Annotated in this window: 11 protein-coding genes, 2 pseudogenes and 1 riboswitch; of the genes and pseudogenes, 11 read left to right on the top strand and 2 right to left on the bottom strand. The window is 66.1% G+C overall.

The features are described from left to right. Positions 1–567, bottom strand: a complete 567-nt coding sequence (locus ACWETB_RS12405) for a nucleotidyltransferase family protein (RefSeq protein ID WP_425476163.1) — start codon at positions 565–567, stop codon at positions 1–3. A 201-nt stretch (positions 568–768) separates the two neighbouring features. Between ACWETB_RS12405 and ACWETB_RS12400 the strand changes: the two genes are divergently transcribed. The 4 genes and pseudogenes from ACWETB_RS12400 (at position 769) to metE (ending at position 6,517) form a co-directional block, all read left to right on the top strand. Beyond that, positions 769–2,751 (top strand): solute carrier family 23 protein, encoded by a 1,983-nt coding sequence (locus ACWETB_RS12400; protein WP_452211393.1) that lies wholly within the window; start codon positions 769–771, stop codon positions 2,749–2,751. 9 nt (positions 2,752–2,760) lie between these two features. Beyond that, positions 2,761–3,282, top strand: a complete 522-nt coding sequence (gene uraD / locus ACWETB_RS12395) for a 2-oxo-4-hydroxy-4-carboxy-5-ureidoimidazoline decarboxylase (RefSeq protein WP_348802547.1) — start codon at positions 2,761–2,763, stop codon at positions 3,280–3,282. Between the two features lie 48 nt (positions 3,283–3,330). Beyond that, positions 3,331–3,657, top strand: a complete 327-nt coding sequence (gene uraH / locus ACWETB_RS12390; protein ID WP_348802548.1) for a hydroxyisourate hydrolase — start codon at positions 3,331–3,333, stop codon at positions 3,655–3,657. A 156-nt stretch (positions 3,658–3,813) separates the two neighbouring features. Next, a riboswitch (cobalamin riboswitch) is annotated at positions 3,814–4,051 on the top strand. A 154-nt stretch (positions 4,052–4,205) separates the two neighbouring features. Next, a pseudogene (metE, locus tag ACWETB_RS12385) lies at positions 4,206–6,517 on the top strand (5-methyltetrahydropteroyltriglutamate--homocysteine S-methyltransferase). Positions 6,518–6,600: 83 nt separating this feature from the next. On the opposite strand, the pseudogene ACWETB_RS12380 reads toward metE, so the two are convergent. Continuing rightward, positions 6,601–7,551: pseudogene (locus ACWETB_RS12380) on the bottom strand (AraC family transcriptional regulator). A gap of 155 nt (positions 7,552–7,706) precedes the next feature. Between ACWETB_RS12380 and ACWETB_RS12375 the strand changes: the two are divergent. The 7 genes from ACWETB_RS12375 to ACWETB_RS12345 all read left to right on the top strand — a co-directional run bounded on the left by ACWETB_RS12375 (position 7,707) and on the right by ACWETB_RS12345 (position 14,774). Further along, positions 7,707–8,309, top strand: a complete 603-nt coding sequence (locus tag ACWETB_RS12375; protein ID WP_452211390.1) for a flavin reductase family protein — start codon at positions 7,707–7,709, stop codon at positions 8,307–8,309. A 44-nt stretch (positions 8,310–8,353) separates the two neighbouring features. Continuing rightward, positions 8,354–9,985, top strand: a complete 1,632-nt coding sequence (locus ACWETB_RS12370) for a 4-hydroxyphenylacetate 3-hydroxylase family protein (protein ID WP_348808515.1) — start codon at positions 8,354–8,356, stop codon at positions 9,983–9,985. A 16-nt stretch (positions 9,986–10,001) separates the two neighbouring features. Beyond that, on the top strand, positions 10,002–10,310 hold the full coding sequence (locus tag ACWETB_RS12365) for an EthD family reductase (RefSeq protein WP_452211388.1): 309 nt from the start codon (positions 10,002–10,004) through the stop codon (positions 10,308–10,310). Between the two features lie 126 nt (positions 10,311–10,436). Further along, a complete protein-coding gene (locus ACWETB_RS12360; protein WP_452211386.1) occupies positions 10,437–11,486 on the top strand; it encodes an AraC family transcriptional regulator in 1,050 nt (349 codons plus the stop codon). Between the two features lie 245 nt (positions 11,487–11,731). Continuing rightward, the gene (locus ACWETB_RS12355; protein WP_449744888.1) at positions 11,732–12,688 is read left to right on the top strand and encodes a PDR/VanB family oxidoreductase; all 957 of its coding nucleotides are present in this window, start codon (positions 11,732–11,734) and stop codon (positions 12,686–12,688) included. 72 nt (positions 12,689–12,760) lie between these two features. Beyond that, positions 12,761–14,119, top strand: coding sequence for a cytochrome P450 (locus ACWETB_RS12350; RefSeq protein WP_452211384.1), 1,359 nt, complete (start codon positions 12,761–12,763; stop codon positions 14,117–14,119). Between the two features lie 40 nt (positions 14,120–14,159). Further along, positions 14,160–14,774 carry a nucleoside/nucleotide kinase family protein gene (locus ACWETB_RS12345; protein WP_348808520.1) on the top strand — a complete coding sequence of 205 codons (615 nt, stop codon included), beginning with the start codon at positions 14,160–14,162 and terminating at the stop codon, positions 14,772–14,774. The last annotated feature ends 1 nt before the right edge of the window (position 14,775 follow it).

The following is a 14,775-nucleotide window of genomic DNA, read 5'->3' as shown; positions in this document are numbered from 1 at the left end:
TCAGCCCCGGCGGTGATCCTGGTCTGTTCCGCGGGCCAGGTCACCGCACTCCACCTCGATCACGCGATCGGCGTGGGCGCGCAGATAGACCGCAGCGCCGACGTCTCCCCGAACGGCGTCTCGCACGCCCGCATGGTGTGCGGCACCGATGAAGACCGGATGACCGGGCACCCCCCGGAACCTCGCCCGCACCAACCGGTCCCGGCGGCCGTCGGCCACGTCGAGAATCCGGGCCACCACCTGACCGTCGACGTCGGCCACGTCAACAACATGTAAAACCACCGCCGCGACCTCCGGTCTCGCAGCCACGTCGGCGAGCACCGCCCTCACCGTTTCCGACAGCCCGTCAGACCACCGCGGAACCATCAGCCCTCGAGCCCCCAACGGGGGTTCGACCGTGGCCGCACCCATCGCGACGACCACCTCGTCACAGCCCCCATCACCGAGTGCACGAACCGCCGACTGAAGCCATTCACCTTGCTGCGCAAGAATTTTGGGCATCCCGTAGCGGCGTCCCGCACCCGCGGCGAGCACGGCCCCGACCACCACCTCCGGCATGGTTCCCATTGTGCGCCCGGGCCCGCCCGAGCGCCCGCGAACTGCCCGCCGGGCGATCCGGCTCCACGCCCGGTATATCCCTTTTACCTGATCGCAATATACGATCCGACGGTCGCGAAAAGGGTTGCGTGGGTCCACTATTGACCTGCTGTGCACCGGACATCCCCGGTCCACCGACGTCAGAAGTTCATATTCGCAGGGAGTCAGGCGATGTCCACCGATTCGGCCCCGGCCGCGGCACCGAAAAAGAAGAAGCGCGTCCGCCCCGTCGACGAGGTGCCACCACCCGGCAAACTCGTCGCACTGGGCGCCCAGCACGTTGTTGCGTTCTATGCCGGGGCGGTATTGGTACCGCTGCTGATCGCCCGCGCGATCGGCCTCGACTCCGAGGCGCTGACCATGCTGATCACCGCCGACCTGTTCACCTGCGGTATCGCGTCGTTGCTGCAGTCGGTGGGTATCTGGAAGATCGGTGTCCGGCTGCCCCTGCTGCAGGGCATCACGTTTGCCACGCTGGCCCCGGTGATCCAGATCGCCAACCAGAACGGCGGCGGACGTGTCGGCCTGCAGACGGTGTACGGGGCGGTGATCGCGGCGGGTGTCTTCACCTTCCTCATCGCACCGTTCTTCGCCAAACTCATCCGTTTCCTCCCGCCCGTCGTGACCGGCACCCTGATCACGATCATCGGCATCTGCCTGATCCCGGTGGGCGCCGGTGACGCGGTCACCAACCCGAACGAGCATCTGAAGGACGCCGCCAACTGGCGGTGGGTCTGCTACGCCCTGGGCACCATCTTGCTGATCGTGTTGATGCAACGGTTCTTCCGCGGTTTCATGGCCACCATCGCCGTCCTCCTGGGCCTGGTGATCGGCACCTTCATCGCCTGGCTGTGCGGTGACGCAAGCTTCTCCTCGGTGGGCGAGGCCAACTGGCTGGGCTTCACCCCGCCCTTCGCATTCGGTTGGCCGCGTTGGGATATCGTCGCCATCGTCTCGATGATCGTGGTGTTGCTGGTGGTCGCGGTGGAGTCGACCGGCTCGATCTTTGCCACCGGCGAGATCGTCGGCAAACGCATCAAGGCCGACGACGTCGCCGCGGCGGTCCGCGCCGACGGTGTCGCCACCGTCATCGGCGGGTCGTTCAACTCGTTTCCGTACACCGCCTTCTCGGAGAACGTCGGTCTGGTGCGCCTGACCGGGGTGAAGAGCCGGTGGGTGGTGGCCTGCGCCGGTGTCATCATGATCATCCTCGGTCTGCTGCCCAAGCTGGCCAAGGTCGTCGAGTCGATTCCAGCCCCGGTGCTCGGCGGCGCCGCCCTGATCATGTTCGCAACCGTGGCGATCGTCGGAATCCAGACCCTGACGTCGGTGGACTTCACCGACCACCGCAACCTCATCATCGCCGCCACGTCCCTTGCCGTAGCCCTGTACGTGCAGTTCTCGCAGTCGTCGGTCCCCTCCCAGGTGATCGAGAAGGGCGGCAGCATCACCGACGTCCCGGAACTGCCCGGTGTCGATCAGGCGATGCCCAACATGGTGTTGCAGATTCCGTTCTCCACCGGCATCACGATGGGCGCGATCTGCGCAATCCTGTTGAATCTCTTGTTCTTCCACGTCGGCGGCAAGGGACCCGCGGTCGCCGGTAAGGGCTCGATCACCCTCGACGAGGTCAACACCATGTCGCGTGAGGAGTTCCGGGAGACCTTCGGCGAGGTCGTCCAGGGCGTCGACTGGGTGCTCGACCGCGCCTGGGAGCAGCGTCCGTTCGAGGACGTGCACGATCTGCGTATCGCGTTCCAGGAGGCGATGCTCACCGGCAGCGACACCCAGCAGATGGACCTGATCCAGGCGTTCCCCGACCTCGGTGCCGAGAACGAGTACGGCGAACTGACCGCGGTCGATCACAAGGGGCTCTCACATCTGGAGGAGACCGAGCACGAGAACGTCGTCAATCTCGCGAGCGCCTATCGCGAGCACTTCGGGTTCCCGCTGGTGATCTGCGCCCGTGAAACCGAACGGTACGACCGCGTGCTGCGCAACGGCTGGGCCCGCATGGACAACTCCGAAACCTCCGAGAAGTCCTTCGCGCTCATCGAGATCGCCAAGATCGTCAACTACCGGTTCGACGATCTCGTGGCCGACGCCAATCCGTTGACGTCGGTGCGATTCGGCCGCCAGCCCGAGCTCTCCTAGGCTGGGGCAGTGCGACGAGTGGATTGGCGTGGACTGGCCAGCTTCAACGAACTGTCCGAGAGGCAGGCCATCGGCACCCTTTACGACTGCTGCAGCTCATCGATCTGGGCGCTGCGGGTGGCCAGGGCCCGACCCTTCGTCGACGATGAGGCCTTGCTCGAGTACGCCGACCTGATCCTCGCCGAACTCACCGAGGCCGATCTCGACGAGGCCCTGGCCGGCCATCCGCGCATCGGTGACCGCCCCGACAACGCCTCCTCGCAGCGGGAGCAGTCGGGGGTTGCCGGTGCGGACCCGGCGGTCCTGGCCGAACTCAAGGACCTCAACAGGGCCTACGACGAAAAGTTCGGGCACGTCTACCTGGTGTTCGCCAACGGCCGCCCGGCCGCGGAACTGCTGGCCATCCTCAAGGAGCGCATCCGCAACGACGCCGCGACCGAACGACGGGTGATGCGCATGGAGCTGGCGAAGATCAATCGCGCCCGGCTGCAGCGCATGCTCACCCCGGCCATCGAGTATGTTGACGACTGATCACCGCACCGCATCCGGCGGTCCGACATCGCAAGGGAGCGAACACCGATGACCGGTCTGTCCACCCACGTCCTCGACGCGGTCTCGGGATCGCCGGCCGTCGGTGTGGCGGTGTCCCTGCAGGACGCCGCCGGCGGCGAGGTGGCCGCGGGCGTCACCGATTCCGACGGCCGGATCGGCCAGGTGAACACCGAGCCGCTGATCCCGGGCATCTATCATCTCGTCTTCGACACCGGAAACTGGTTCGCCGACAACAACATCGACGGCTTCTATCCCGAGATCGACATCTGTTTCACCGTCGACGACCCGGACCGCCACTACCACGTTCCGGTGCTGCTGAGCCCCTTCGCGTACTCGACGTACCGCGGTAGCTGAGCGAGCTCACCCGCACACATCGCACACCATTGACGGCGCTCAACACACCACTGACAGCGCCCGCCACCCCACTGACAGCGCCCCGACCTGCCGTAACGACGGATCGATAACGGTCATCGCATGGACCGCCGGCCGGGGCGGCGGCGGAGTGTGTGTATCCTGGCCTGCGCAGTTGGTTCGCCACCCGGGAAGTCATGGAGCCCCTACACCCGGGCCAGGCGTCGAAAGAGGGAATCCGGTGTGAATCCGGAACTGTCCCGCAGCGGTATGTCGGAACGACCGCCGTCACATGCACTGGGCACACACGCCCGGGAAGCGACGGCCAGTAGGAACCGGGTCAGCGATGATCTGCCCGCCGACGAGTCCGAAGACCTGCCTGCTGTACCGGTCGCGCCGCGATCGGTGGATCGTCGCCTCGTGGAATGGGCGTTGGTCGGACAGGCAGCAACAGGCGAACCGACTTCTTGCGGTAGTTCGCCACGGGGCTTGATCGACCCACTCTGCAAGGGCGACGGACCGTCGGAAACCATTGCAGGAGCGTCACACTCATGCCCGTGAGTACCACCAGCAGTCCTACTCCGAAAGCTGCACCCTTCACCGCCACCGTCCTCGGTACGCCTCGCATCGGCCCGCGCCGCGAACTCAAGCGCGCCATCGAGGGTTACTGGGCCGGGCGCGTCGACGCAGACGAACTGGCCGCCGTCGGCGCCGAACTACGCCGCGACACCTGGGCGCAACTCGCCTCGGCGGGCCTCGACTCGATTCCCGTCGACTCGTTCTCGTACTACGACCAGGTTCTCGACACCGCGATCATGCTCGGCGCACTGCCCGAGTGTTTCGCCGCGATCGACGATGCGCTGGACCGCTACTTCGCCGCCGCCCGTGGCACCGCCGAGCTGGCGCCGCTGGAGATGACCAAGTGGTTCGACACCAACTACCACTACATCGTTCCGGAGATCTCCGCGGACACCCGATTCTCGCTGCACCCGGAGAAGGTTCTGGCCGAACTCGCCGAGGCCCGTGACGCCGGCATCAATCCGCGACCGGTGATCGTCGGTCCGATCACCTTCCTGGCGCTGTCCAAGACGGTCGGCGCCGACGACGCCGCGCCGCCGCTGGACCGCCTCAACGAGTTGCTCCCCTCTACCTCGACCTCCTCGCCCGCCTCGCCGAGGCCGGAGCCGAGTGGGTGCAGATCGACGAGCCGATCCTGGTCACCGACGTCGCTCCCGAACTCCCGGCGCTGGCCGGTTCGGTCTACTCGACCCTCGCTCAGGCGGGCACGCGTCCGTCGATCCTGGTCGCCACCTACTTCGGCGACGCCCGCGAATCCCTCGGACCGCTGGCGTCCTCCGGTGTCGAGGCGGTGGCCGTCGACCTCGTCGAGGGCAGCATCGAATCGGTCGCCGACGTCCCCGGACTGGCGAATCTGCTGGTCGTGGCCGGTGTGGTCGACGGACGCAACATCTGGCGTACCGACCTGGAGAAGGCACTGGGCACCCTGGCCACGCTGCTCGGCTCCACCGGATCGCTGGCGGTGTCCACCTCGTGCTCCACCCTGCACGTGCCGTACTCGCTGGAGCCGGAGACCGAGCTCGACGACAATCTGCGCGGATGGCTGGCCTTCGCCGCCGAGAAGTATCAGGAGGTCGCGGTCCTGTCCGACGCGCTGCGCCGCGGTCGTGACGCACAGGCCGATGCGTTCGCCACCTCTGCCGCCGCTTTGGCGACCCGGGACACCGATCCGCGCGTCCACAACCCGGCGGTCCGCGAGCGCCTCGCCGCAGTGACCGACGCCGACGCCACGCGCGGCGAGGCCACCGCCCGCCTGGCAGCGCAGAACGAACGGCTCGGACTGCCGGTCCTGCCGACCACGACGATCGGTTCCTACCCGCAGACCTCGGCCATCCGTCTGGCCCGCGCCGCGCTGCGCTCCGGCGAGATCGACAACGCCGAGTACGAGCGACAGATGCGCGCCGAGATCGCCGACGTGATCGCACTGCAGGAAAAGATCGGGCTCGACGTGCTCGTCCACGGCGAGCCGGAGCGCAACGACATGGTGCAGTACTTCGCCGAGCAACTCGACGGATTCTTCGCCACCGCCAATGGGTGGGTCCAGTCCTACGGCACCCGGTGCGTGCGCCCGCCGATCCTTTTCGGCGACGTGTCGCGTCCCACGCCGATGACCGTCGACTGGATCACCTACGCCCAGTCGCTGACCGGTAAGCCGGTGAAGGGCATGCTCACCGGCCCGGTCACCATCCTGGCGTGGTCGTTCGTGCGCAACGATCAGCCGCTGTCGGTCTCCGCCGATCAGATCGCCCTGGCAATCCGCGACGAGACCGTTGATCTCGAACGCGCCGGCGTGGGCATCATCCAGGTCGACGAGCCGGCCCTGCGCGAACTGCTCCCGTTGCGCAACGCCGACAAGCAGGCGTATCTGGATTGGGCTGTCCGTGCGTTCCGTCTGTCGACGTCGGGCGTCGCCGACACCACGCAGGTGCACACCCATCTGTGCTACTCGGAGTTCGGTGAGGTGATCGGTGCGATCGCCGACCTCGACGCCGACGTCACCTCCATCGAGGCGGCCCGGTCGAGCATGGAGGTGCTCGACGATCTCAACTCCGTCGGCTTCTCCAATGGTGTCGGTCCGGGCGTCTACGACATCTACTCCCCGCGTGTCCCGGACACCGGCGAGATCGAGACGTCGCTGCGTGCGGCCCTCAAGGCCGTTGGCCCGGAACGCCTCTGGGTCAACCCCGACTGCGGGCTCAAGACCCGCGGCAATGAGGAGGTCATCGCGTCGCTGACCAACCTGGTCGCGGCGGCCGCCGCCGTCCGGGCGGGCGCCGACGCCTGAGTCGACCCGCACAGCTCCGACGCCGATCCATCACCCGCCCGTCGCGGGGGTGGATCGGCGTCGGACCTTCTTCTCACCGATGCCTATATCCCTCTGCCGCCCACCACATCCGAGGGGCACACTCCGTAGCGGTTGCGGAACGCTGCCGCAAACCGGCCCGAATGCGTGAATCCCCACCGCAGTGCGACCTCGGTGACGGAATCGGCTGTTTCACCGGCCAATTCGTCGTGAACGCCACGTAACCGGATGTCGGTCAAGCACTCTCGGGGTGTCTTGCCGATGTACTCCTTGAAGCCCTCCTGCAGTCGTCGTACGCTCACCCCGGCGACCTCGGCCATGTCGGCCGCCGACCACGCCCGCGCCGGATCGGCACGGATCGCATCCAGTACCCGGGTGACGATCCGGGGCCGCACTGCCTGCCGGTCCGACGGCGATTCGGGAAGTGCCGCAACGAGAAACGCGTCGGTGAGCGACGTGGCCAGCTGCTCGGCGATCAGCGGATTGGACAGCAACGGGTCGTCGCCGGGCTGACCGGCCACCGACCGCACCAGGCGGAACCAGCTCGCCATCTCGGGCACACCCAGATCCAGAAGATCCGGGATCACCACGTCGGTGTCACCGGCCACGCGGATCGCCTCGCGGTGCACGAAGTCCCGATCGATCTTGACTCCCACGATCGTGCAGTCCCCCGACCAGCGGGTGATGTCGACCGGCGTATCCGGCGGGTTCACGGTCGCATGGCCGCTCGTCGACACCACCGTCCGGCCGTGCACCGCCGTCTCGAGCACCCCACCGAGCGGCACATTGATCCCCTACGCCCCGGGATGGTCACTGTGGATGGCCACCTCGGCTCCCCAACCGATCCGCGCGATCCGCAACGGACCGACCACCGTCACGTTCACGTCGGCCTCGGTGGCCGCACTCCCCGCGTCGAGAGGCTTCAGCTCGTGCGGGAAGTACGCATCCGACACGGCCTTGCGGGCCGCATCCCACTCGGGTGTACCCGGCACCCGGATATGGTCCACCGAACCCATGCTCTGACACCTCCTCGGACCGAGGGACGCGGTTTCGCGGGCTGAAAGAACCCGACGCGCTTTTCGGATGGACACCGCGCAGATCGGATCGCCAACGTCTTCTCGGTCGCCTTATGTTCTACATCACATTCGGCCCGAGAGGAAAGGCGAGGCACATGGAGAAGAAAGCCCTGCAGAACGTTTTCGGCCATTTCGCGAGCGGCGTCACCGTCATCACCTGCGCCAACGCCGACGGCGAGCCGCACGGCGCGACGGTCACCGCGTTCACCGCGGTCTCCCTTGAACCGCGGTTGTGTCAGGTCACCCTCACGCGAAAGTCCAAGGCGTGCAATTACTTGACCGATGCTCCCTTCGCGGTCAACATCCTCGCGGCCGATCAACTCGACACCGCGATGCACTTCGCCGGCCGGCCGAGCGAACCCGGCCCGACCTGGGTCGACGGACCCACCGCGCCGGTGTTGCGGGGCAGCGCGGCGGTTCTCAGTTGCACGCCGTGGCGGTCCTACGACGGCGGCGATCACCTGATCTTCATCGGCGAGATCGTCGACGCCGAGTCCTCGGGGAAGCCCCCACTCCTGTACTACCGCAGCACCTTCCACGATCTGGGCGAGCCCAGCGTCAACTCGCTGTGGACGCTGTGCGCCGACGATCCGCATTCCGGATGGTTCGACGCCACCACCACATTCACCCCCTTCCATCTCACCCGAGGAGAGAACGCAGAAACTCCGAAGTCCAGCACAACTCCCGTATCAGCCTGATCCATAACGACATTCGTTCCATTCATCAGAAAGAGGTATGAATCATGACGACCATCGAACGCCCCAGTAACAATTCCACCGGCAATCCCGCCGACACCGGAGCGCCCACCGTCAATCCGGCCGCCGATTCGCCCGACAATCAGAAGAAGAACTTCGCATCCCGGCCGATGACCGGCGACGAGTACATCGAATCACTCCGCGACGGTCGTGAGATCTGGCTGCACGGTGAACGCGTCGAGGACGTGACCACCCACCCGGCCTTCCGCAATCCGATCCGGATGACCGCCCGTCTCTACGACTCGATGCACGACCCGGAGACCCGTGACAAGGTGACCGCACCCACCGACACCGGCAACGGTGGGGTCACCATGCCCTTCTTCAAGGCGCCGACGAGCAGCGAGGACCTGATCAAGGAACGCGACGCCATCGCCGAGTGGGCCCGGATGACCTACGGGTGGATGGGCCGCTCCCCCGACTACAAGGCCAGCTTCCTGGGCACCCTGCACGCCAACAAGGATCTCTACGCGCCGTTCGAGGCCAATGCCGAACGCTGGTACCGCGAATCGCAGGAGAAGGTCCTCTACTGGAATCACGCCATCATCAACCCGCCGGTGGATCGGCAGCTGCCTCCCGACGAGGTCGGCGACGTGTTCATGAAGGTGGAGAAGGAGACCGACGCCGGCCTCGTGGTCTCCGGCGCCAAGGTGGTCGCCACCGGTTCGGCCATCACCAACTACAACTTCATCGCCCACTACGGCCTGCCGATCAAGAAGAAGGAATTCGCCCTCATCTGCACGGTGCCGATGGACGCGCCCGGCATCAAGCTGATCTGCCGCAGTTCCTACACCCAGCAGGCCGCGGTGATGGGCAGCCCGTTCGATTACCCGCTGTCGAGCCGCATGGACGAGAACGACACCATCTTCGTCTTCGACAAGGTCCTCGTCCCGTGGGAGAACGTCTTCATGTACGGCGACGTCGAACGCATCAACGCGTTCTTCCCGCAATCGGGCTTCTTGCCGCGCTTCACCTTCCAGGGCTGCACCCGCCTCGCGGTGAAGCTCGACTTCATCGCCGGTCTGCTGATGAAGGCCCTCGATTGCACCGGTTCCGGCGGATTCCGCGGCGTGCAGACCCGTGTCGGTGAGGTCATCGGCTGGCGCAATCTGTTCTGGACAATCACCGACGCGATGGCCCACAACCCGGAACCGTGGATCGGTGACACCGTCATCCCACGCCTGGAGTACGGGCTGATCTACCGCATGTTCATGATGCGCGGCTACCCCCGCATCAAGGAGATCATCGAGCAGGACGTGGCGTCGGGCCTCATCTACCTGCCGTCGAGCGCCGCGGACTTCAAGAGCGCCACCGTGCGCCCCTACCTCGACAAGTACGTCCGCGGCTCCAACGGCATCACCGCCGTCGACCGCGTGAAAGTCATGAAGGCCCTGTGGGATTCGATCGGCTCCGAATTCGGGGGCCGTCACGAACTCTACGAGCGCAACTACTCCGGCAATCACGAGAACGTGCACGCCGAGTTGCTCTTCGCCGCGCAGAACCGCGGTGGCGTCGATCAGATGAAGGGTCTCGCCGAGGCCTGCCTGGCCGAGTATGACCTCGACGGCTGGACCGTCCCCGATCTGATCGGCAACGACGACGTCAGCTACTTCGGCAACTGAGAGGACTACCCACATCATGCACACGTTGATGGTCGCCTACCCGCACCCGGCCGATCCGGTGGAGTTCCGTCGCTACTACGCGCAAACCCACCTACCGCTGGCGGCAAAGATTCCCAACGTCCGGGCATCGCGGTATTCCTTCGAGATCGCCACGCCCGACGGTTCACCGTCGCCCTACTTCGCGGTATTCGAAGCCGACTTCGACAGCGTCGAAGCGATGGGCGCCGCACTCGACTCACCGGAAGGGCAAGCGGCACAAGCCGATGTGGGGAACTTCGCCACACATGGCGTGCATATCATGCATTTCGAGTCCCAGTCCGCGTAGGCTGCGGCGTTGACCTGCCGTGGTCGCGACCCGCGAGGGTGGCGACCACGGCAGGGTGCTCTCACCACACCCACAGTGAGGGCCGGTCGGCCACCGCGACCGCCGTGAACGTCCGAGGAGGTCGGGATGCCACACTCGCCGGGCCGCCCATCGCAATCGGATCCGGGCGCGGGCCCACCCACACCGCCGACCTCGGTCGAAATGCACAGCGCCGACGTCGAAGAAGCGACCGCCGAGGTCGGACGACTGTTTCATCCCCACGAACTCACCCGGGTCGAGACCACCGGCACATTCGAGGCCGACCTGAGCGCGGTGGCCACCGGACCGATCGTGGCCGGGCGCATCCGCTACAACAGCAACAGCGATCTGTATTGCCCCGCAATCGACGGCTTTCACGTCAACATTCCGATCGCCGGGCGCCTGATCTCCGAGTCGGCGGGGGTACGCACCACGATCGACGAACTCGATGGCGTCGTCTACGACCACGACGCCGATGCCCGCCTGGTGACCCCCTCCGCCAGCCAGCTCAACGTCGTGGCGCTCAAGTTCAACCGTGACGCTGTCGAGAACGTGCTCGCCGACATCGTGGGCGCCCCCGTCCCCGGGGTACACCTGCGCGGGAGCCTGAACCTCTCCGCTCGCGCGGGGCTGGCCTGGCGATCGCTGGTCCTGAACACCCACGTCGCTGCCGTCCCCAATGCGATGCTCACCAACCCGGTGGTCGCCGAGCCGCTGAACTATTCGATCATCGCCGGACTGCTCTCACTCATCGACCATGGGCACACCGACGCCCTCGAGGCGGCGGCACCGGCCACCGCGCCGGTCGCGATCCGGCGGGCCATGGAGTTCATCGACGCCCACGCCGAACTTCCGTTGACCCCGACATCCATCGCCCGACAGGCCGGCCTCAGTGTCCGCAGCCTGCAGCGCGGATTCCGCGAACACGTCGGCCTCGGCCCGATGCACTATCTGCGGACCGTTCGGATGCACAACGTTCATCGCGATCTCCTTGCCGCCGACCCGGCGACCACCACCGTCGCCGCGATCGCCGGCCGATGGGGCTTCTACCATCTCGGTCGATTTTCCGCGGACTACAAACGGCTGCACGGACATTCACCGTCGGAGACCCTGAAGGCCACCGGTCGCACAAGTTGGGGTCGTCGGTCGAACCGGTAGCGCGAGGACGTGCCGTGGCGCAAATCGGATAGGACCGCGCCGCTGCGCGGATAGATGTGCGCTGTCCCACTTGCCTACGGTTGGGTGATATACGACATATCCATCGGGTGCCCTCGCCCCCGACACCACAGCGAGTCACACAGCGCGTCACCGCATCACGACGCCGAGCGCGACACCACCGCACCGCGACGGACCAAATCCGTGCCGCATGGCGACGTCGCTCGCACACCGCCCGGAGGTCTCTCATGCATCCTGCCCCCACTCTCCCGCTCGTCATCGACGAGTTACGTACCGAATGCGACGGCATCGTCTGCGTCGAACTGGTGGCCGCGGACGGTACCGACCTGCCGGCCTGGGATCCCGGCGCACACATCGAGGTACACCTCGGCAACGGACTCAGCCGCCAGTACTCGATCTGCAGCGACCCCGCCGACCCCGGCCACTACACGATCGCGGTGCTCCTCGATCCACACAGTCGCGGCGGTTCACGCTACATCCACGACACATTCGCCAAGGGTGACCATCTATCGACCTCCCTGCCACGCAACAACTTCCCCTTCACCGATGCCCCGCAATATCTGTTCGTCGCCGGTGGAATAGGGATCACCCCCCTGATCCCGATGATGGTGACCGCCCAGCGACGCCACCGGCCGTACCGGCTCGTCTACGCCGGACGAGACCGATCGCGAATGGCCTTCTCCGGCCTGCTCTCCCACGATCCGTCGGTACAACTACTGGTATCGGGCGAGGGCAGCCGGCTCGACGTCGCAGGACTACTCGACGACGACACGCACGCTGCGGCCGAGATATTCGCCTGCGGCCCACCACGACTGCTCGACGAACTGACCGACCACTGCCGACGCGCCGACCGTCAGCGCCATCTACACATCGAACGCTTCGTCGGCACCGCGGTCGATCTCGACGCCGACAAGGAGCGGGCATTCGAGGTGGAACTGGCCCGCTCGGGCGCGGTGGTGACCGTGGGTGCCGACCAAAGCATTCTCGATGCCCTACTCGCACAGGGCATCAAGGCCCCCAACAGCTGCGCCGAAGGGGTATGCGGGTCGTGCGAGACCACCATCGTCGAGGGCACCGTGGACCATCGCGATCAGATCCTCGACGACGACGAGAAGGAGGAGAACGAGGTCATGATGATCTGCTGCTCGCGCGCCACATCGGATCGTCTCGTCCTCGACCTGTGACCATCACCTCTGCCACACACCCTCTGCCCCATCGGAGTTCAGCCCCCCCCCCAATTCGACAAGGAGTCGACGATGACCGAGACACCCGTGCGCCCCACCAACACCCATGCGCCGAGTACCGCACCCACCACCACATCCGCCGCGACATCCGCCGGTCGCTGCCCGGTGAGTAACTTTGCCGCAGAGTTCAACCCATTCGACGAGGCGTATCTGCAAGATCCCTACTCCGTGTTCGCCCGGGCACGAGCCGACGAGCCGGTGTTCTACAGCCCAGAGATCGACTACTGGGTGGTGAGCACCTACGACGACGTGCTCGCGATCTTCCGCGACACCGAGTCCTATTCGGCCACGGCGGCCGGTGAGTTGATCAAGCCGCCATGCCCGGCAGCGATGGACAAGCTCGCCGCCGTCGACTACGTTCCCTCGACCATGCTCGTCGACGAGGACGCTCCCCTGCACACCAAGCGCCGGCGCGTACTGCGCAAGGGCGTCACGCCGGACAAGGTCGCCGAGATCGAGCCGTACACCCGTCGATTCGTCCGCACGTGCCTCGACGCGATCGTCGATGCGGGACACGCAGACATGGTCTCCGATATGACTTTTCAGGTTCCCGCCCAGACCGCCTTCGTCCTGATGGGGGTGCCCGAGGCCGAGGTGGAGCGGGCCCGTCGGTACGCGTCCCGGTTCGCCTTGTGGATCTGGGGTCGCCCCAGCGACGACCAACAGGTCACGCTCGCCGAGGAGTTCGCCGCGTACCTGACCTATGCGCGGGAACATGTGGAGCGTCTGATCGACAATCCGGGCGACGACTACATGAGTAACGCGATCAAGGCGTGGCAGAAGGCAGGCAACGACGACGTCTGGGATCGCACCTATCTGGCCTCGATCATGCAGAGTCACCTCTACGCCTCGCACGAGACCACCACCAATGCCATGGCCAGTGGTTTCAAAGTGCTGCTCGAGCACCCTGATCAGTGGCGCGAGCTCTGCGAGAATCCCGCGCTCATTCCCGCCGCTGTCGAAGAGATCTTGCGCTACGCCTCGTCGGTGCCGGCGTGGCGTCGGGTGACCACTCGCCCCGTCACCATCGGCGGATTCGACATCCCCGCCGGGCAACGCATCCTGCTGCTCACCGGTTCGGCCAATCACGATGAGGCACGGTTTGCCGACGGTGACACGTTCGACATTCACCGCCACAACGCCGAGGATCACCTTGCCTTCGGCTGGGGAGTGCATCATTGCCTCGGTCAGGCGCTGGCGCGCATGGAGATGACCGTCATGCTCGAGGAGACCACCGCTCGGCTCCCGCATCTCCGCCTCGTCGAACCACAACGGTGGACCTACTCCCCCAACACGTCCTTCCGTGGTCCCGAAACCGTGCTCGTGCAGTGGGACCCACAGCAGAATCCGCCGACCGCCGAGGTCCGCTGACTCTGTACCCACCGAACGTCGCGGCCGATAGGCTCGGCGTATGTCGGTCACCACGGAGATCATCGCGGCGGCCGCCGGGTCACCACGTCATGTAGTGGGTATCACCGGACCACCCGGCGCCGGCAAGACCACCATCGCCCACCGCCTCGTCGCCGAGCTCGCAGCAACGCTCGGCGACGAGGCGGTGGGCCTTCTGCCGATGGACGGTTTCCATCTGGCCACACCTGTGCTGCGCCGTCTCGGCCGGGCCGCACGACGAGGCGCTCCCGACACCTTTGACGTCGACGGATTCCTCAGCCTGCTCCGACGCATCCGGACGCCCGGACATGATGTCTACGCACCGGATTTCGACCACACCACCGCCGAGCCCATTGCCGCCTCGCTGATCATCGGCGGCACTGCCCGCGTCGTGGTCGTCGAAGGCAATTACCTCGCCGCTGATGGCGAATGGTCGCCGGTACGAACACTTCTCGATCGCCTGTGGTTTGTCGATGCCCCCGATGCTGTGCGCCACACGCGACTACTTGCCCGTCACGTCGCGGCCGGCAAGACCGACTCCGATGCGCGATCCTGGATCGCTGAGGTCGACGATGTCAACGCCGCACTCGTGCGCGCCACCCGATCTCGCTGCGACGCCGAGGTCACCGGCGAGTGAC

It is taken from the genome of Gordonia sp. NPDC003950 (assembly GCF_053605205.1).
The sequence above is the reverse complement of the archived record's forward strand: the minus strand, read 5'-3'. Positions and strand labels throughout refer to the sequence as shown.

What these genes read in the sequence shown, in the direction of transcription:
- ACWETB_RS12405 (WP_425476163.1), bottom strand. Translation starts at nt 567, where the DNA reads ATGGGAACCATGCCGGAGGTGGTGGTCGGGGCCGTGCTCGCCGCGGGT.
- ACWETB_RS12400 (WP_452211393.1), top strand. Translation starts at nt 769, where the DNA reads ATGTCCACCGATTCGGCCCCGGCCGCGGCACCGAAAAAGAAGAAGCGC.
- uraH (WP_348802548.1), top strand. Translation starts at nt 3,331, where the DNA reads ATGACCGGTCTGTCCACCCACGTCCTCGACGCGGTCTCGGGATCGCCG.
- ACWETB_RS12375 (WP_452211390.1), top strand. Translation starts at nt 7,707, where the DNA reads ATGGAGAAGAAAGCCCTGCAGAACGTTTTCGGCCATTTCGCGAGCGGC.
- ACWETB_RS12370 (WP_348808515.1), top strand. Translation starts at nt 8,354, where the DNA reads ATGACGACCATCGAACGCCCCAGTAACAATTCCACCGGCAATCCCGCC.
- ACWETB_RS12365 (WP_452211388.1), top strand. Translation starts at nt 10,002, where the DNA reads ATGCACACGTTGATGGTCGCCTACCCGCACCCGGCCGATCCGGTGGAG.
- ACWETB_RS12360 (WP_452211386.1), top strand. Translation starts at nt 10,437, where the DNA reads ATGCCACACTCGCCGGGCCGCCCATCGCAATCGGATCCGGGCGCGGGC.
- ACWETB_RS12355 (WP_449744888.1), top strand. Translation starts at nt 11,732, where the DNA reads ATGCATCCTGCCCCCACTCTCCCGCTCGTCATCGACGAGTTACGTACC.
- ACWETB_RS12350 (WP_452211384.1), top strand. Translation starts at nt 12,761, where the DNA reads ATGACCGAGACACCCGTGCGCCCCACCAACACCCATGCGCCGAGTACC.
- ACWETB_RS12345 (WP_348808520.1), top strand. Translation starts at nt 14,160, where the DNA reads ATGTCGGTCACCACGGAGATCATCGCGGCGGCCGCCGGGTCACCACGT.